The 18,313-nt window shown below is 29.9% G+C and carries 16 protein-coding genes and 1 riboswitch; of the genes, 2 read left to right on the top strand and 14 right to left on the bottom strand.

All coding sequences use genetic code 11. From position 1 onward, the window contains the following. The first annotated feature begins 239 nt into the window (after positions 1–239). Entirely contained in the window at positions 240–1,121 is an 882-nt protein-coding gene (gene dapA / locus HLB29_RS01835) for a 4-hydroxy-tetrahydrodipicolinate synthase (protein ID WP_207719487.1), read from the top strand. Between the two features lie 45 nt (positions 1,122–1,166). On the opposite strand, the gene HLB29_RS01830 is transcribed toward dapA (HLB29_RS01835), so the two are convergent. The 4 genes from HLB29_RS01830 to HLB29_RS01815 all read right to left on the bottom strand — a co-directional run bounded on the left by HLB29_RS01830 (position 1,167) and on the right by HLB29_RS01815 (position 5,948). Next, positions 1,167–1,379, bottom strand: coding sequence for a hypothetical protein (locus HLB29_RS01830; protein ID WP_185623451.1), 213 nt, complete (start codon positions 1,377–1,379; stop codon positions 1,167–1,169). 336 nt (positions 1,380–1,715) lie between these two features. Beyond that, the gene (locus tag HLB29_RS01825; protein ID WP_185623450.1) at positions 1,716–2,957 is read right to left on the bottom strand and encodes a cell wall-binding repeat-containing protein; all 1,242 of its coding nucleotides are present in this window, start codon (positions 2,955–2,957) and stop codon (positions 1,716–1,718) included. 119 nt (positions 2,958–3,076) lie between these two features. Next, positions 3,077–5,587: a CoA-disulfide reductase gene (locus tag HLB29_RS01820; RefSeq protein WP_185623449.1), complete on the bottom strand. Its 2,511-nt coding sequence runs from the start codon at positions 5,585–5,587 to the stop codon at positions 3,077–3,079. A gap of 76 nt (positions 5,588–5,663) precedes the next feature. Then, positions 5,664–5,948: an ArsR/SmtB family transcription factor gene (locus HLB29_RS01815; protein ID WP_185623448.1), complete on the bottom strand. Its 285-nt coding sequence runs from the start codon at positions 5,946–5,948 to the stop codon at positions 5,664–5,666. A gap of 276 nt (positions 5,949–6,224) precedes the next feature. On the opposite strand from HLB29_RS01815, the gene hpt reads away from it, so the two are divergent. Next, a complete protein-coding gene (hpt, locus tag HLB29_RS01810) occupies positions 6,225–6,770 on the top strand; it encodes a hypoxanthine phosphoribosyltransferase (protein WP_185623447.1) in 546 nt (181 codons plus the stop codon). Positions 6,771–7,303: 533 nt separating this feature from the next. Here hpt and HLB29_RS01805 read toward each other — a convergent pair. From HLB29_RS01805 to HLB29_RS01760, 10 genes are all read right to left on the bottom strand, one after another. After that, positions 7,304–8,188, bottom strand: coding sequence for a sigma-70 family RNA polymerase sigma factor (locus HLB29_RS01805; RefSeq protein WP_185623446.1), 885 nt, complete (start codon positions 8,186–8,188; stop codon positions 7,304–7,306). A 429-nt stretch (positions 8,189–8,617) separates the two neighbouring features. Next, the gene (lysA, locus tag HLB29_RS01800) at positions 8,618–9,913 is read right to left on the bottom strand and encodes a diaminopimelate decarboxylase (RefSeq protein ID WP_185623445.1); all 1,296 of its coding nucleotides are present in this window, start codon (positions 9,911–9,913) and stop codon (positions 8,618–8,620) included. Positions 9,914–9,959: 46 nt separating this feature from the next. Then, on the bottom strand, positions 9,960–11,069 hold the full coding sequence (locus HLB29_RS01795) for an alanine racemase (protein ID WP_185623444.1): 1,110 nt from the start codon (positions 11,067–11,069) through the stop codon (positions 9,960–9,962). Continuing rightward, positions 11,066–12,220, bottom strand: coding sequence for a M20 metallopeptidase family protein (locus tag HLB29_RS01790; protein WP_185623443.1), 1,155 nt, complete (start codon positions 12,218–12,220; stop codon positions 11,066–11,068). The genes HLB29_RS01795 and HLB29_RS01790 overlap by 4 nt, the downstream gene beginning before the upstream one ends. 9 nt (positions 12,221–12,229) lie before the next feature. Then, a complete protein-coding gene (gene dapD, locus HLB29_RS01785) occupies positions 12,230–12,949 on the bottom strand; it encodes a 2,3,4,5-tetrahydropyridine-2,6-dicarboxylate N-acetyltransferase (protein ID WP_185623442.1) in 720 nt (239 codons plus the stop codon). A 20-nt stretch (positions 12,950–12,969) separates the two neighbouring features. Continuing rightward, positions 12,970–13,695 carry a 4-hydroxy-tetrahydrodipicolinate reductase gene (gene dapB, locus HLB29_RS01780; protein ID WP_185623441.1) on the bottom strand — a complete coding sequence of 242 codons (726 nt, stop codon included), beginning with the start codon at positions 13,693–13,695 and terminating at the stop codon, positions 12,970–12,972. Beyond that, a complete protein-coding gene (gene dapA, locus HLB29_RS01775) occupies positions 13,695–14,603 on the bottom strand; it encodes a 4-hydroxy-tetrahydrodipicolinate synthase (RefSeq protein WP_185623440.1) in 909 nt (302 codons plus the stop codon). Before dapA (HLB29_RS01775) ends, dapB begins: the two co-directional genes overlap by 1 nt. A gap of 81 nt (positions 14,604–14,684) precedes the next feature. After that, positions 14,685–15,671 carry an aspartate-semialdehyde dehydrogenase gene (locus HLB29_RS01770; RefSeq protein WP_185623439.1) on the bottom strand — a complete coding sequence of 329 codons (987 nt, stop codon included), beginning with the start codon at positions 15,669–15,671 and terminating at the stop codon, positions 14,685–14,687. A gap of 74 nt (positions 15,672–15,745) precedes the next feature. Further along, on the bottom strand, positions 15,746–16,951 hold the full coding sequence (locus HLB29_RS01765) for an aspartate kinase (RefSeq protein ID WP_185623438.1): 1,206 nt from the start codon (positions 16,949–16,951) through the stop codon (positions 15,746–15,748). Positions 16,952–17,156: 205 nt separating this feature from the next. Then, a riboswitch (Lysine riboswitch) is annotated at positions 17,157–17,330 on the bottom strand. Between the two features lie 288 nt (positions 17,331–17,618). After that, positions 17,619–18,212 carry an isoprenylcysteine carboxyl methyltransferase family protein gene (locus tag HLB29_RS01760; RefSeq protein WP_243155061.1) on the bottom strand — a complete coding sequence of 198 codons (594 nt, stop codon included), beginning with the start codon at positions 18,210–18,212 and terminating at the stop codon, positions 17,619–17,621. Between the last annotated feature and the right edge of the window lie 101 nt (positions 18,213–18,313).

Raw genomic sequence — 18,313 nt, 5'->3', positions numbered from 1 at the left:
AAATCAAGGAATAATTTTAAATTTATTACAAAAGTATCTATGGATGAATACTTTATTTTTTTATTGGGTATTAGTAAAAACACAAATAAAATAAAAATGTACTCAATTGAATTATATAATCACACAATAACACAATTATGTTATATAATTATAGTTGCTGAAATTTATTTATTTTTTCAAAAATATTTAAATTTGATATTGGAATTTAAGAGTAAAATATTATAAAGGAGTAAAGTATTATGTTAAGAGGATTAGGTATAAATGTTATCACACCATTTTTAGAAACCAATGAAATTGATTTTGAAAATATTGAACGTCAAGTTGATACTTATATCAATAATGGAGCTGATTTTATCGTAATAGGAAGAAACACTGGAGAATTTTATACTATGGATGATAACGAAATTATTTCCGTTATAGAAACCGTAGCCAAAAGGGTAAACAAAAGAATCCCTGTAATTGCTCAAACAGGATTTAATGACACAAGTAGATCTATAAAACTTTCAATCAAAGCGAAATTAATGGGTATTGATGGAATTATTCTATCGCCACCCTACTATAATATAGGAAATGAGCAGGGATTATTAAGCCACTATAAATCTATATCTATGGCAGCCAACCTTCCTTGTTACATAGAAAATGATCCCGAGAAATCAGGAGTCAACATATCTCATTCATTGCTTATGGAATTATCAGAAATTAAAAATATCGTTGGAGTAATCGAAAATTCATCCGATATTAAACAATATATTGACATTAAATCAAATTCTCCATATAACTTTGAAATAATATGTGCAAATGATTCTTTATTGTTCCCTTCGTTATCTTTGGGTGCCACAGGAGTAATCTCTACAGTTGCTAACATATACCCGGATATTATATCTAGAATTATAAATAATTTTGATAAGGGAAATATTTCCGTATCAAGAGACATATATTTTGGAATGCTTAAAATTAATGAAGTTCTAACACAAGAAGTTAATCCTGTACCTATAAAAACTGCAATGAATATGCTAGGATATGAAGTAGGTGATTTTAGACTACCTCTAGGTTCTATGAATCCGGATAAGGCGGCTAAACTTGCTACACTTTTAATGGATGAAAAAATACATAAATTATAGATTTAAAAACAGGCAGGATAATATTAATCCCGCCTGTTTTTTTATTTAACATAAGTTCTTCTTTATATTATATTTTTTATCATATTCTCTGTCCAACTCAAGGCTCAGCTCCATATTATGCATAAGCTCTAACGCAAAGAAAGTTTCATCCTCAAAAATTTCTCCAAATTTTTCTATCGCAATTTTTTGTTTGGCATGAAAAATTTCTTTATTTTCATGGATTTTTTTTCTTGCAATATAATTTTCTTTCTTCTTCATAATAGACACCTCTCACCTGTTTTTTTAAACACTCTTTCAATTATATCATAATTTCAAAAAAAATCTATTACTTTTTTTGTGAACTAAAATTTTTCATTTCTTATGCATAAGTTCTCATAAATTGTATATTTTTAAATACCATCCTTTAAAATTCAAAAATAGTATAAATGCTATTTTTCAAATAAAATCAATATCACAACCTTTTAGATTTATTTAAAAAAGTATATGTATTATTTTTTAAACAATATTTATGGTAAATCTAACTCTGATTTTTACTGTATTTTTTAAAAATTAAAAAGCCATTTATGAGAACTTCTCATAAACAGCGTTTTGAAATTATAAAATAATCAATTTAATTTTTTCTTTTATAAAGTTTATACGATTGTCAATTTCTAATTTTAAATTATTGAGGATATTTTGTAATTTTTCCTTTCCATCTTTTATTTTGTTTATCTTGTCCTGAACTTTATTTATAAAATTTTCAACTTCTTTCGAAATTTCCTTTATTTTCTTATTTATTTCCGCTATTTTATTTATCTTTTCAGCAATTGAAATATCTTTTCCGTCGTTTAAACTTTTAATTGCATTTTCTATATCATTTAGTTCATTAATTATTTTTTTGCCTTTCAACTCAATTTCGTCTAATATAATTCTTTCATCTTCACTCAATCCTGAATTATCGACATTTTTATCAAGCAATATATTTTCGGTAAGTTTATTTACCGAGTTTTTTCCTCCAACTATAGTTAATTTATCTATCGTTTTTGACATCTTGATCACATCGTAATAAGGTATAGTTGGTACCGGCATAATTATAGATTTATCTAAAATTACAAAATTACTGGAAGACAGTGCATCTGCATAATCTTTTCCACTGACTACAACCATCCTTTGAGGTTCGGATATCATTTGGGAAATTTTGATAGCTGTTTCATATCTCGATGTTCCATTGATTCTTTCTCCTCCATCTTGCTTGACAGAACTTTCTCCACCAAAAGTATACTTTACGCTTATTCCATCAGGTAATTGATATGACTTATTTCCTTCCACGAGTAGTAATCCTAAGGCCTCTTGATTCAATAATGGAGCCGCAGACAATGCATCAGGATAATTTCTTCCATCTGCTATACCTACCCTTGAGTATCCTGCAATATCTATAGTTTTTTTTGATGTTTCATACCTGTTTTTTCCTGCAATTCTCTCTACTTTAAAATCCATTTTTAGATTTGTTTCATATGATTTCGGTATAGTTTGATTGCCACCAATAATATATACTTTTTTTATTCCTCTATTTTTGAGTTCTGAATTAATAATCGTATTTCCATCTGTAAGTATTATCATTGCATCAAATCTATTTGATATATTTACTGAACTTAAAGCATCAGCAAAATTTTTTCCACTGGCAAGAACCGCTTTTTCAGTTTTAATAAATGATGATACCTTTAAAGATGTATCATATCTATCTCTTCCTTCTATTCTCTCAAATTCACTGTATGCATTTACACTAAATTTTGAGAAAATAACTACATTTATAAAGGAGAGCCCTACAAGAATCAGTTTATATAACTTATTTTTCATAATAACCTCCTAGCTTTAAAGACTTAGTCTTTTTTCATGATTATTATAACATAAATTTACTAAAAATATAAGAAATATAACCAATTCTTGTTAACTTTATATTTATATATAATATGTTTTTATATAAATAAATTTAAATTACCATCTTCTGCGTTAGATAGATAACTTGCTACTCCAGCTATTTCTACTCCGTCGATTAATTCTTCTGCTGTAATTCCCATTATATCCATACTCATTGAACAAGCGACAAATTTAACTCCCATTTCCTGAGCTCTTTTCATAAGAACTTGAATACTATCGACATTTTTCTTTTCCATTACGTCTTTAATCATCTTCGTTCCCATACCTGCCATATTCATTTTGGAAATCTTTAATTCATCAACACCCTTAGGCATCATTTTACTAAACATTTTTTCCATTCCTTCTTTTTTAACTTCTATATCACTTCTTCTAAGTATATTCAGTCCCCAGAAAGTAAAGAACATCGTTACTTCTTTGCCCATAGATGCTGCACCGGTTGCAATTATAAAGGAAGCAATTGCTTTGTCTAAATCTCCGCTAAATACTACCATTGTAGCACCATTTTTAGATGAGGAAGTTTCACATATAGATTCAATGTTACCTATTCCGGACTTTTGAATTACAGCTTTTGTACAACCATCTTCTATAGATGATTCAATTAACTTATATCCCATTTTTGCACACCAAGCAGCTATATCTTTTCCAAATCCGGGATCAGTAGCTTTTACTTCCACAACATCACCATCATTTGCTTCATTTAAAGCTGAATATACTTTCGCTATAGGTCCCGGACACTGTAGTCCCCTTGCGTCAACTTTAATTATTTTTCCTGTGCAGGGTATTATGGTTTCTTCTTTTATCTCTCCATTATAACTAGACGAATCATTAGTTAGTTTTTTTTTAAGTACATTTGAATTGTCAGTACAAGCCAAACCAGCTACATCCGGATTTTCTTTTGAAGATTCCCCTTTTAATTGTTCATAAGATTCATATCCGCCATCTAAATTCATTGCATTAATTCCATTTTGTCTTAATATCCTAAGAGCTACATACCCTCTAAGACCAACCTGACAAGATACATATATATTCTTATCCTTAGGTATTTCATCTAACCTGCTTCTCAATTCATCCAGCGGTATATTTATAGATCCCGGAATTGTCCCTAATATACATTCTTCCGGGTTTCTTACATCTATTAGTACACCCCCATCAGAAATTAAATCATCAATTTCTGCGACTGAAACGGAATCTGAAATTCCATCTAATATATTTGTAGCCACATAACCGGCCATATTTACGGGGTCTTTAGCTGATGAAAATGGCGGTGCATATGCCAATTCTAAATCCTGTAACTCTCTTACAGTAAGACCACCTGCAATTGCAGTAGAAATCACATCTATTCTTTTTTCTACTCCGGATGTACCAATCGCCTGTGCTCCCAATATCTTACCGCTTGGAACTTCAAAAATAAGTTTTAAATCAAGTGGTGCCGCAGTTGGATAATATCCTGCATTTGACAGTGGATGAATATGTACGGCTTTATAATTTTCTTTACCCATCATTTTTAATCTTTTTTCATTATGACCTGTTGATGAAGCATTCAAATCGAATACTTTAGCTACCGATGTTCCTAAAACACCTTTATATTTACTATCTATTCCATTGATTCTATCAGCTACTATTCTTGCCTGTCTATTAGCAGGAGAAGCAAGGGCTATACTTGATGCTTCACCATAAATAAGTCCCTGTGTTTCAATTGCATCTCCTACTGCATATATATGAGGTTTAGAAGTTTCAAGATTCTCATTAACTTTTATGTGTCCTCTAGGTCCTAACTCTAATCCTGCAGAAATTGCCAATGAATTTTCCGGTTTTACCCCAATTGAAAGAATAGTCATATCCGTTGAAACTTCTTTTCCACTATTTAATACAATTGTCTTTCCGTTATCTTTGAAAGAATTTACACCATCTCCCAAAATTAAGTCAACGCCTTTTTCAGACATATGAGCATGAAGAATCTGCGCCATTTCAAAATCAAATGGAGCCATTACTTGATCAAGCATTTCAATTAAATGAACCTTAACTCCTCTTTCAACGAGATTTTCCGCCATTTCAACACCTATAAATCCACCTCCGATTACTACTGCCTCAACAGGCTTTTCTTCATCAACATATTTTTTTATAGCATCGGTATCCGGTATATTTCTTAAGGTAAACACATTGTCAGCTTCACTTAATCCCGGAATAGGCGGCTTTATAGGGTTCGCTCCCGGAGAAAGAATTAATTCATCATAAGACTCCGTATATTCTTCCCCTGTATTAACATTTCTAACAGTTACTTCCATTTTTTCGGCATCTACAGCCACTACTTCGCTAAAATTCCTAATATCAAGATTAAATCTTGCACTCATCCCTTCAACCGTTTGAACAAGAAGAGCATCTCGACTTCCTATAACTTCACCTATGTAATACGGAAGTCCACAGTTTGCAAAAGAAATATATTCTCCCCTTTCAAACATAATTATATTAGCAGTTTCATCCAATCTTCTAAGACGTGCTGCAGCCGTAGCCCCACCAGCAACACCTCCGACAATTAATATCTTTTTCATATTTTTTCTCCTTTCAATTCAATAAATTGATAATCATTTTTTTAATCTAAAACTCAACAGTCATTATAACTTTTCACTAATCAAACAGTGATTCAATAACTTTTTTCACTTTTTCATTATCTACATAATATGAGATTTCTGTACCACTTCTTTCACCCTTTATTATTCCGGCCGACTTAAGCTTTGCCAAGTGTTGAGAAATTGTAGACTGGGGAGTTTCTAGACATGAATGCATTTTAGATACATTGCACGATCCATTTTCAATTAAGCCCTTCACAATACATAATCTTATTGGATGTGCAATTGCTTTTAATATTTCTGCATGCTCTTCAAATTCCTCCATAGTGTTACTAATCTCCATCTATATTACCTCCTTACTATATTTTATAATCCATATATTTATATATTACGATATATAAATATAGTTTGTCAATTAGTTTTTTAGTTTTTTCTTTCTATACACAAATTATGGATTATAAAACTCTAAAAAATAATAAAAACCTCTAGAAAAAGAAATTTTCCATAATAAATAATTTATTTTCACTTTTTTATAAATTTATTTTAAATATTACAATGCTCTGTGATATAATAAAAATTATTAAAGTTAAAGGTTTCATTTTATTACATGGAGGTTATAATGAATATAGAGGAAAGAAAATGGGAAATAATGTTTGATGAGAATGCCATAGATAGTAAGCTTACAGAACTTGGTAATATGATAAAAAATGATTACAAAGATAAAAATCTGCTTATTATAGCACTTTTAAAGGGAAGTTTTATATTCTGTGCTGATTTGGTAAGAAAAATAGATATTAAAACTCTAAGAGTAAACTTTATGACAACTTCTAGTTACGGACATGAAGAAGTATCATCAGGAAGGGTAAAAGTTCAGTCGGATATTACTATTTCGGATATTACTGACTATGATGTACTTATAGTAGATGATATAGCTGATACTGCCAATACAATGAATTTTGTATTAAATCATATCAAAGCGAAAAATCCAAAATCACTAAAAACTTGTGTATTACTTGACAAACCAAGTAGAAGGGAAGTTGAATTTAAACCTGACTACTGTGGATATACTATTGAAGACAAATTTGTTGTTGGATATGGATTTGATTTTCATGATAAATATAGAAATGTACCATATATATTTAATGTGACTAACGAACTTAGATAATTAATTATATATCTATTATAAAAAATATTATATATTAAGTATTGCCTTATCACTTGCAAAATAACTCTTATATAATATTTTTTATTTAAAACTATTTTTGGTAAGTTATTTGATAAACGTGATACTTAAAAAGGATAAAAATGAATATACAGAAATCCGCCAGCCTAGCTGGCGGTTCTTCATTTTCGGCCGTTAAGATCTTATTTACTAGCAGTATCTTAAAAATGTTGTGGTTCGACACTCGCAAATTTTACCTGCTACTCTTTAAAAAGGGCATTTATTTTACCTTTTGTATAATTCTCATCATTTACATTTCATCTTGCATGTGATAAACTGTGTATGTCTTTTGAAATACAAAATCCTCCTTCGTAAATAATTTTTGTAATTGTCAGACCACAAATTAATTATATGCTCTGGAGGATTTTTAATAGTTTTTCAATGCTAAAGCTAAAACAGAGCCTCAGTCTAACCGGGGGTTTCATTCATACAAAAAATCCTGGATAATAATATCTTCTAAGGTTTTTATCATGTTTTTAGTCGCTTTCTTTTTCACATACAATCGCTCTGATAAATTCTATTGCTCTTTTTTTTATTTTTCCAACTGTTGTAACTGAGATATTTAGCTCTCTAGCAACTTCTATTTGAGTCCTATCGTCTATAAAAATGCGTTTTATTATATAAAATTCACGCCTCGGCAATTTATGCATCGCATCTAGCACCATTCTATAGTCAAATGATATGTCGGTTTTTTCCTTATAATCTCTAAATACATTATTAAAATATTTATCAACAGAGTATGAATCTGCATCAACAACTTCTTCATTAGTAAAATAACACATACTATTTCTGCTTTTTATGGCTAAAAAGCTTTCTAAAATTTTTGTTCTTTCAATCTTCATATTTTGACTCAGTTGCTCTAGCATATTTGAACTAATTTTATCATCCAAAATATCAATTTTATCAAAGCATTTTTTATATACAGCTCCGGCTTCTCTAGAAACTGAAACTGCACCATATTTTCTAAAGTCATTCCTGATACTAAATCTAATATTATTAGCTAGAAAAGTTCTTACTTTTACATCTTTTCTAAAATCATATCTTCTCAATGTGTATAATACACCGATCATTCCGACTTGAAATAAATCTTCATCGTCAAGTCCTCTATTTTTATATGACATAATTTCCTTATCATACTTTATAACTTTTTTGACGAAATCGATTTTATCTCTGACAAATATTTCTTTTGTATAAGGATTCCCGATTCTACACTCCCAAATTAACAATCTATCCACCAGATCATATTTGTCATTAACATTAAGACAGACATTTTCCGGCAGTTTGAAATCCTCATCTTCAAATTTTCCCCTATATATTTTTAACAATTGCTCAACATCACAAATAAATTCTTCATTCACCATAATATACCTCCTGAACTTTCAATGCTAACAAATAAAGATTTTTAATATTGCAAAAACAATTATTATAACTATATATTAAATTATTATACACACTAAGTTTTTACACTTTTTAGAGATGATAAATTAGGTCAAAAATACTAATCTCTATATAAAAATTAGTAAATCTATAATTTTACATTTCTATTACAATATAGACTTTTTTATAAAAAAATCACACTTTTATTATAATTTATATTAAAAATTTTTTCTATACTAAAAAAATATTAGAACAAGTCATAACTTTTGACCTGTTCTAATATTTTTACTAATATGGCTATTTATATTTTATACTATATCTACAAGATTATTATTTTTACAGAGAAAACATGAGTTAAAAACATACTAAATGCACAAATTATGAAGTATATTCTCATAAAAATTTCTATTAATCTATAATTGATTTCTAATTAAATCATGCAATGATTCTCTTTTTATGACAAGCTTTGAATTTCCATTTTCCACAAAAACCACTGCCGGTTTTGTCATTTGATTATAGTTTGAAGCCATTGAATAATGGTATGCCCCCGTACAACTTACTACCAAAATATCACCTATTTCAGGATTTGCTATATAAACATCTTTTGCTATTATATCTCCGGATTCACAACATTTACCTGCTATCGTCGCAAGATAATCAGTATTTTTATTCATTTTATTAGCTATTGCAACTTCATATTTGGCACCGTATAGAGCAGTTCTAATATGATCACTCATTCCTCCATCTACTGAAACATAATTTCTCACATGTGGAATTTCTTTTTTTGTACCTACTTTATATAAAGTATAACCTGCTTCACCTACTATAGATCTTCCGGGTTCAAGCCATAATTGTGGCATTTGAACGTTATACTTTGAAGATAAACTTTTAAGTGAGTTAATTATTTTTTTTAACGAATCCTCTATCGGATAAGATATATCTTCATTAGTATATCTTATTCCAAAGCCCCCTCCGATATTCACGACTTTTGCCTTAAATAATATAGATTTTTCCAGTTCACTCAGCCATTTAAATATTTTTTCCATGGCAACAATAGTTCCATCTACTCCAAAGATTTGAGAACCTATATGAAAATGAACACCGATAATTTCCAAATATCTTGATTCTAAAATTTTAATTATAGCTTTTTCTGCCTGTTTATTATCTATATTTAAACCGAATTTTGAATCTGTATTACCCGTTGTAATAAATTCATGTGTATGTGCCTCAATCCCGGGAGTAACTCTGAGTAAACATTTCGTTTTTTTATCTAATTTTCTTAAATTTTTCTCCAGTTTATCTACTTCATCCATACTATCAATCACAAAACAACCTATATTATTTTCTAGAGCATAAACAATTTCTTCTTCTGTTTTATTATTTCCATGAAAATGAATTCTATCTGCCGGAAAGTCTGCAGCTAAAGCATTATATAGTTCTCCAATAGATACTACATCCAATCCCATACCTTCTTCTTTAATAATTTTTACCATTTCCTTACAAATAAATGCTTTACTTGCGTATGATATATGAAAGTTGGTTCCTGATTTTGAAAGCGTCTCTTTAAATCTTCTACATTGTTGTCTAATTAACTGTTCATCATATACAAATAGAGGTGTACTATAATCATTCACCAGATTAATGCAACTAACCCCTCCTATAATTAAATTACCGTCAATATCAACTTTACTCGTACCATTTAACTTCATATTAATTCCCCTTAACTATATTATCCTTTTATGAATAATGAAGTATTTATTTTACTTGTCCTAAATACTCTATATTTTCATATACTACGTTTAGCGTGTTATGATTAAAATATGATATTTGTTCTGAACAGGAGCCTACTCCTCTAAAAGTAAATTCATGAACAGGTATTTCTTTTCCATAATATCTAGCAATATCGCCTACATTTACGCTATTATCTACAATCGCTACGGTATGACTCATCATTATTGATACTAACTCATATCTTCTCCCATTTATTTCCACAATGTTATTCTTTATTCTTTCTCTTTTTAATCCGTCACCATAGCCTATATTTATGACTGCTAATCTTGTATTATCTTTTTCAGCTACATATGATGAACAATAGCCTATACTTTCGCCTAAATCCAAATTAATTATTGAAATTACACTAGCCGTTAAATCTAGTACATGTTGAATTTTATTATATACTTCGCTAGTTGATTCAATTTCATATGGCATACACCCATATAAAAATATTCCCGGACGAATATGGGTATGCCCTTCTAATTTACCATCTCTAGCAAAAGACGGACTATTTTGAGAATGGACATATTGGAAATCACATAAACTACACGCTTTTTTTTGTATATCAATCCATCTACTCTTTTCTGTTAAATACGTATTTTTATCATCAAACTCATCAGCATAGGAAAAATGAGTCCATATTCCATCTATATTTATATTATTATTACTTGCAAACTCTAAGGCTTGGAAAAATTCTTCCTCACTCCTGCAACCTGATCTCCTCATAATTCCTGCCCATTCCAGATGCCAATATATATCGTACATATTTTCTTTATTTTTTAAAAGAAAATCGTATGATGGTAATGTACAACTTATTTTATATTTTCTCAAAAGTTCAAACTCCTCACATGGATTTAAAAGAAATACCATAACATTAGGATATAGTTCTCTAATATATATACTATCTTTTAATGAGGTTGTTGAAAAAGCTCTTATTCCTGCATTATAAAATGTATGCAATACTTTTTCCAATCCAAAATTATATGCATTATTTTTAACTGTAGCAATTACACCACCATTTGTTTTCTCTATTAAATATTTTGCGTTATTATATAGTGCAGCAATATTTATTTTAAGAGTTGCCTCAATCATAAATCACCATATCCTTTCACTATTTCCACAAAAAAATCAATTCCATATACTAAAGCTTCTTCTCTCATCATAAGAGTTGGTGTATGGAGTCCACTGGTATAACCTAATTTTTCATTTCTTATACCGACAAAAGTGTAGTTTATAGGTGATATCCTTGAAAAAAATGAAAAATCTTCACCTAATAAATATGGTTCTTTGATTAGAATAAAATTAGCATTAGATTTATTTGCTGCCTTTTCAGCTGAATCAATTAATTCTTCTGAATTTACTACAGCCGGATACCCTTCTCTTACCTCTAGTTGTATTTCACAACCCGTCGATACTGAAACTCCTCTACAAATAGACTCCATTTTTTCTTTTATAATAACAAAGTCCTTTGAATTATATGTTCTAATAGTTCCTTCCATTTTAGAATATTCCGGCACCGAATTCATCACTTCACCGGAAGTTAATGTTCCTGTGTGAATGATACAAGTATGATTACTCTCAATATTATAAGCTACTATATTGGCAAACTGTTGGTATACTTGTATAATGGCATTTAATGAATCAATCCCACAATTCTTTTTGGCTACGTGAGCTGATTTTCCTTTTGCCTTGACCTCAAACTCATTGCAACTTGCCATTATATTTCCACTTTTTGTAGCTATATCTCCCTCATTATAGTCCGGATTTACATGAAGTGAGTAACTTGCAACTATATCATATTTTGAAAAATCATATTTTTCTATAAGTATATTCGCTCCTCCAAATGATTCTTCGGAAGGCTGAAAAACAGCAATAACGTTAATATCTAAATCATCATTCTTCGACATATTATAAATTTCATTTACTGCTGCAAGAAGCATAGTAATGTGGGCATCATGCCCACAAGCATGCATTATACCAATATTATCTGAAGCATAATATACTTTATTATCTTCTTTAATGGGAAGTGCATCGATATCAGCTCTTAATAAAATATATTTATTGCCTTTTCCCTCTATCTTCGCTATAGTAGCCGTTTCCATAGATTCTTCAAATTCGATACCCATTTCTAATAATTGTGTTCTTATATATCTTGATGTGTTGAATTCTTTTAGTGAAATTTCTGGATATTTATGAAAATATCTCCTCCATTTTTTAATTTGTTCCAGTGATGTATACCTCATTTACTTCTCCTAATCAAGATTTCTTAATGCATCAATTATACTGATCTTTTTATTATCTACTTCAGCAACACTTTTTATTATCCTTGCCGGTACTCCTGCAACTACACAATTTTCCGGCACATTTTCAGTCACTATTGAACCAGCTGCAACTACAGAATTCTTTCCTACTCTGACACCTTCGAGAATTACAGCATTAGCTCCAATTAGCACATTATCTTCAATAATTACAGGATTTGCATTTGCCGGCTCAATTACTCCTGCCAGAACGGCACCCGCTCCTACATGAACATTTTCTCCTGTTGTTGCTCTTCCACCAAGTACTGCTCCCATATCTATCATAGTTCCTTTTCCTACAACTGCCCCAATATTTATAATAGCGCCCATCATTATCACCGCATTTTCACCTATCACTGCGTGTTCGCGAATAATTGCCCCCGGCTCGATTCTTGCATTTATGTTAGTTAAATCCAACATTGGTATTGCACTATTTCTTCTGTCATTTTCAACTATATAATTTTTTATTAAATCCCGATTATTCTCCAATACAAGATTCCATGTATCAATATCTGTAAATAGTACCCTTGAATTGTCTGAGCCAAATTCAACTATATTTTCAGGTAATACCAAGTTATTCAGTTCTCCTTTTATATAGACTTTTACTGGAGTCGTTTTTTTCGAAGTCGCTATATAATCAATAATTTCCTCTGATGTTAAAAATTCTTTTGTCATATTCTCTCCTGTTAATAATTTTAAATTGTATCAAATGAATATATTCCATTTTGTTTTTCTTTTAATAAACACGCTACCTTTAAGGCCCCTTCAGCAAATATTTTTTTTGATTGGGCTGTGTGTGTAATTTCTATAACTTCGTCATTTCCTGCAAAAATCACACTATGTTCTCCTACAATTGTCCCTCCCCTTACAGAGCTTACACCGATTTCACCGAGTTCTCTTTTATGAGGTTCAGTAAACCTTTCATAAAAAGGATGTAAATTATCATTTGAACTAATTATTGTATCAATAATTTTTAAAGCTGTACCACTAGGAGAATCAATTTTTTTATTATGATGTTTCTCAATGATTTCTATATCAAACTCATCAAGAAGAGGTACTAAGTATTCCAATAATTTCGTAAAAACGTGAATTCCATAACTCATATTTTCACTGAAAAAAATCGGACAAAACTTAGCTGCATCCTCTATAGCTTTAATAACGTTATTTCTATTTCCTGTTGTAGCTACTATCATGGGTATTTTATGTTGCTTTGCCCCCTCAAGTAAAGCTATTATATTGTCCGGGTGCGAAAAATCTATAATTATATCAGCACTCGGCAAAGATTCAACATTCGAAAATATAGTATATGGAGATTCAATATTAACTATTGAAAATACCCCTTCTATGGTATGTCCCTTTTCTAATGCCATTTTTTCAACAATCTTACCCATAGTTCCATAGCCGCTTAATATAATTTTCATTAAAGATTATCCTCCTCTCCTTTTAGTAAGTTATACTCACGTATCACATTCTTTCTGACAGTGTCAGTAGTAGAAATAAGAGGAAGTCTAAAATATTCTTTTAAATATCCCATTTCAGCTAAAACAGCTTTTATCGGAGTTGGACTTACATCTGAAAATAAGGTTGAAATAAAAAGGTTTAACTTTATTTGAAGATCTCTAGACTTATTAATTTCAGCGTTACTATATAAATTGTAAATTTCTTTAAACATCTTTGGAAGACAATTTGAAATTACACTTATTACTCCATCTCCCCCATGTACAAGGAAATCAAAAAATGTTCCGTCATCCCCACTATATAGAGCAAATTCATCCTTACTATCCAATAGAGATCTAACCTTATCCATATATTTCATATTCCCGGTAGCATCTTTTAAAGCAATTATATTTTTATGAGTTGATAGTTTTGCCACTGTTTCCGGCTCAATTGTCATTCCTGTTCTACCTGGAACATTGTATAATATTAATGGTATATCAACATTATTAGCTATTTCAAAATAATGGGCAATTAAACCTCTTTGACTAGTTTTATTATAATAAGGAGTTACTAATAAGGCAGCATCCGCACCATTTTCTTTAGCAGACTTAGTCTGTCTGATACTCTCAGCGGTATTATTTGATCCTGTTCCCAATACAATAGGACAATCATATATATCTCCTCTGCATTCTTTTGCTATCTCTAGAAGTTTCAGTTTTTCATCCAAACTTAAAGTTGAACCTTCTCCCGTAGTTCCGGAAACTATAAGAGCATCAATCCCACTTTTTAATTGGAATTTGACTAATCTTTCAAAATTTTCATAATCAATCGTTCCATCTTCATTCATAGGCGTAACTATTGCTGTAGCAACACCTTTAAATAATCTAGTCATAACTATACCTCCAATTAATTAAAATACTTTTCACAATTTTTAAACGTACTTCCAAGTTTTTTATTAAATCATAAAATAATTTTATTTTGTTAAATCCTCAAGCATTTCAGCTATTTGAACGGCATTTGTAGCCGCACCTTTTCTAATATTATCTGCTACACACCATATATGAAACGCATTATCTTGAGAAATATCTTTTCTAATTCTTCCAACATAGACTTCATTTTTACCTGAAGTCATTATAGGCATTGGATATTTATTGTCTTGAGGATTATCAATAACAACTACTCCCGGAGAATTGGAAAGAACATCTCTTATTTCTTCAACAGTTGCTTCTTTGTTAAAAGACACATTAATTTCTACACTATGCGAATTAAGAACCGGAACCCTTACACAAGTAGCTGTAATACTGACATCATCACCTAAATCTAATATCTTCTTAGTTTCATCAATCATTTTCATTTCTTCTTTAGTGTATCCGTTATCCAAAAACGAATCTATATGAGGAAGAACATTATTATAAATTGGATGAGGATAATTAGTCGGATCCAATCCTTTTTGGCCATTTTTCAAGTCATCAATACCTTTTTTACCAGATCCTGATACAGCCTGATAAGTCGTATATGCAATTCTTTTTATCCCAAATTTATCATTTAATGGTTTTAATGGTACTACAGACTGAATAGTGGAACAATTTGGATTAGCAATAATTTTTCTATTCAGTTTTGGCTCATTACATTCCGGTACTATTAAATCTATATCTTCATGCATTCTCCAAAAACTTGAATTATCTATTACTATAACACCTTTTTTTTCCGCTATTGGTGCATATTTACCGGAAATAGATCCACCCGCTGAAAAAAGAGCGTAATCTATATCTCTATCAAATGAATTTTCATTTAACTCCTCTACTTCTATATCTTCACCTCTAAACTTCAGTACTTTACCTGCTGATCGATTTGAAGAAAATAAATATAATTTATCTATCTTTAAATTACTTTCCTCTAAACACTCCAACATTTTATTACCTACTACTCCAGTAGCTCCAACAACTGCAAAATTTGCCATTATATAATCTCCTTTCTTATAAAAAACAACAACCATTATATTTAATATTTTATATTTAACACTTAATATTTATACTATAGTTCAAATTCTTTACAGAATAATTGAACCGCCTTTTCAGAATCAGATAAATCTATTGCATAAGAAATAGATATTTCAGAGGTTGTTACCTGATAAAACTTTATATTATTTGAACAAAGAGTTCTAAATGCTCTAGCAGCCACACCGCTTACATCTCTCATTCCAGATCCGACTATGGATAATTTTGAAAAATTACTCTTTATATCATATTGTATATCCTTATATTTACTATCAATAATTTCTAATATAGAATTCAAAAAATTTCTATCACTATTCTTGCATGTAAATGAAACGTTTACCTTGTCATCAAATACAACTTGACTTATCATATCAATATTTACACTATAATAATCTAGTTGATTGAACAGTTCCTCAATAAAATCAGAAGAAAAGTCTTTACAAATTATTGTCACATGCAACACATCTTTATCTAATGCAACCCCCGTGACAACTTTCTTCTCTAGTAAATTTTCTTTCGACATAATCCATGTTCCTTTCTTACCTGATAAAGTCTTTGCTAAATAAATTGGTATATTATAGTTCTTTGCTATCTCAATACATCTACTTTCCAGAACACCAGCACCCAATGCAGAAAGCTCAAGCATTTCTTCATAACTAATCTCATCCAGTTTAATAGCTTCCGGATATACTCTTGGATCAGTGCTATATACCCCATGAACATCCGTATATATTTCACAAGGCGATTCAATAGCTGCAGCAATTGCAACAGCACTGGTATCGGATCCGCCTCTTCCTAATGTAGTAATTTCCTTATTTTCATTAAAACCTTGAAAACCTGCCACTACAAGCACATCAAATTTTTTAAGTTCATCCTTTATGAAGTCAGAATCAATATTTGCTATTTTACTTTTAGTGTGTTTTCCAAATGTTTTAATTCCAGCCTGCATTCCAGTAAGAGATCTGGATTTTATCCCAATTTCATTCAGTGTTATAGCCATTAATGAAATTGTATTTTGTTCTCCTATTGCAAGTAGAGTATCTAATTCTCGTATATCGGGATTATTAGTTATTTCCTCCACCTGTTTAATAAGGTTATCCGTAGTTTTTCCCATTGCAGATACTACTACTACCAATTTTTCACCTTTATATACTCTTTGTTTCAAATAATTAGAAATTTTTTTAATTTTTTCTATTGTACCTACTGATGTACCTCCAAATTTCAGAACAACCGTGTTCTCCATTTCACATTTCCCCCTCACATACTCAGAGCCATTAATAAATTATAATAATTGAGTATAAAAAAAAGACAAATTTCTAGCCACATCTGTCTCTATCAGAATAACATAATCAAATTCAATATATGTTTGGCTAGCACTCCATTAAAAAAGACAAATACAGTGTACCCGCATTTGTCTAGAATTCTAATAAAACATCTATTGATTATCATTGACGGCTAGCACTCCATTATCATAATAATGACAGAATAATTGCTCTTAACAAATATTCCAACAGTATTCACCAAGCAATGTAAATACTATTTCGGCAAAATCCCCTTTCTCAAAAAACTGATTGCTTTCATTATTTTTAGATACTCTTGTCATTTGCTCCTCTATCCTGTGTTATTTAGTTGTATATCATTATATGGTATGTAGTAACATTTGTAAAGCCTTTTTTAGAATTTTTTCTATATAACAAATATTTAAATAGTAATTTTTCTTTAAATAAATGCTCCAAATGCTTAATATAATATGAAAATAATATTATAAAATTTATATTAAAAAATAATATCCACAAAAATCCACTTAATTCTTTTATTTAATAAGATTTTATATGAATATTATTTTTACAGATATTGAGTATAGTTACTTAGTTAACTTTTGTGACATATAATTATTAATAAAAATAGTATTATATATTTAAGTTTTTAGTATTTGGTATTATTACTTCTTTTAATAGTCTTTCCTCTTCCTTTATTCTAATATACATTACTATGGCATAAAGTGGCAACACTACAATAGCAGTAAGTTTTGCATGACAAAGTAGTGCAATACCAATTAATTCAGGAGTTATATTTAGAAAATAATTTGGATGCTTTACCGTTCTAAATAACCAATGATCGTTATATTGATGATTATTTACCAACATAAGTTTTATAGTCCAAATTCCTTTTAGTAAATTGGATACTGTATAAAGCATAAAAAGTGAAAAGCCTATCAATATAACCCCTATTATTCCATAGATATCAAATTCAGTTTTTCTTACAATGGCTTCAATAATACACATCATATAGAATAGTATATGAAGTATCGTTATCCTTTTAGAATTAGCTACGCCATATTCTTTTCCGCCATTTTCAAGAATTTTCTTCTCGTTTTGCTTCGATATTTTTAAAAAATATAATCTTATTATAAATACTCCCAATACAATTAGACTAACAACCATTACTATTCCTCCCATACAGTTTATTATAAATGCCATAGCAACTTCAGATGCAACTGACATTCTTTTGATTCTTATAATACTAATTTTTATATTCCGCATGATATTATATATTTGAATAGTTGTAATTGCAATGGTTTTGACCTATTCTTTTATTATTCTTT

The sequence above is a fragment of the Peptostreptococcus canis genome (assembly GCF_014229965.1).
GTDB classification, from domain to species: domain Bacteria; phylum Bacillota; class Clostridia; order Peptostreptococcales; family Peptostreptococcaceae; genus Peptostreptococcus; species Peptostreptococcus canis.
Note: the sequence above shows the minus strand (reverse complement) of the source record. Positions and strands in the feature narration are given on the sequence as shown.

Bases quoted from the DNA above. Each gene is read 5' to 3' on its own strand.
- dapA (WP_185623440.1), bottom strand. From the start codon at position 14,603: ATGACTAGATTATTTAAAGGTGTTGCTACAGCAATAGTTACGCCTATG.
- HLB29_RS01815 (WP_185623448.1), bottom strand. From the start codon at position 5,948: ATGGAGATTAGTAACACTATGGAGGAATTTGAAGAGCATGCAGAAATA.
- HLB29_RS01790 (WP_185623443.1), bottom strand. From the start codon at position 12,220: ATGAGGTATACATCACTGGAACAAATTAAAAAATGGAGGAGATATTTT.
- HLB29_RS01770 (WP_185623439.1), bottom strand. From the start codon at position 15,671: ATGGCAAATTTTGCAGTTGTTGGAGCTACTGGAGTAGTAGGTAATAAA.
- dapD (WP_185623442.1), bottom strand. From the start codon at position 12,949: ATGACAAAAGAATTTTTAACATCAGAGGAAATTATTGATTATATAGCG.
- HLB29_RS01820 (WP_185623449.1), bottom strand. From the start codon at position 5,587: ATGAAAAAGATATTAATTGTCGGAGGTGTTGCTGGTGGGGCTACGGCT.
- dapA (WP_207719487.1), top strand. From the start codon at position 240: ATGTTAAGAGGATTAGGTATAAATGTTATCACACCATTTTTAGAAACC.
- lysA (WP_185623445.1), bottom strand. From the start codon at position 9,913: ATGAAGTTAAATGGTACGAGTAAAGTTGATATTGACGGTAATTTAATT.
- HLB29_RS01765 (WP_185623438.1), bottom strand. From the start codon at position 16,951: ATGGAGAACACGGTTGTTCTGAAATTTGGAGGTACATCAGTAGGTACA.
- HLB29_RS01760 (WP_243155061.1), bottom strand. From the start codon at position 18,212: ATGTCAGTTGCATCTGAAGTTGCTATGGCATTTATAATAAACTGTATG.
- HLB29_RS01830 (WP_185623451.1), bottom strand. From the start codon at position 1,379: ATGAAGAAGAAAGAAAATTATATTGCAAGAAAAAAAATCCATGAAAAT.
- HLB29_RS01825 (WP_185623450.1), bottom strand. From the start codon at position 2,957: ATGAAAAATAAGTTATATAAACTGATTCTTGTAGGGCTCTCCTTTATA.
- HLB29_RS01795 (WP_185623444.1), bottom strand. From the start codon at position 11,069: ATGATTGAGGCAACTCTTAAAATAAATATTGCTGCACTATATAATAAC.
- hpt (WP_185623447.1), top strand. From the start codon at position 6,225: ATGAATATAGAGGAAAGAAAATGGGAAATAATGTTTGATGAGAATGCC.
- HLB29_RS01805 (WP_185623446.1), bottom strand. From the start codon at position 8,188: ATGGTGAATGAAGAATTTATTTGTGATGTTGAGCAATTGTTAAAAATA.
- dapB (WP_185623441.1), bottom strand. From the start codon at position 13,695: ATGAAAATTATATTAAGCGGCTATGGAACTATGGGTAAGATTGTTGAA.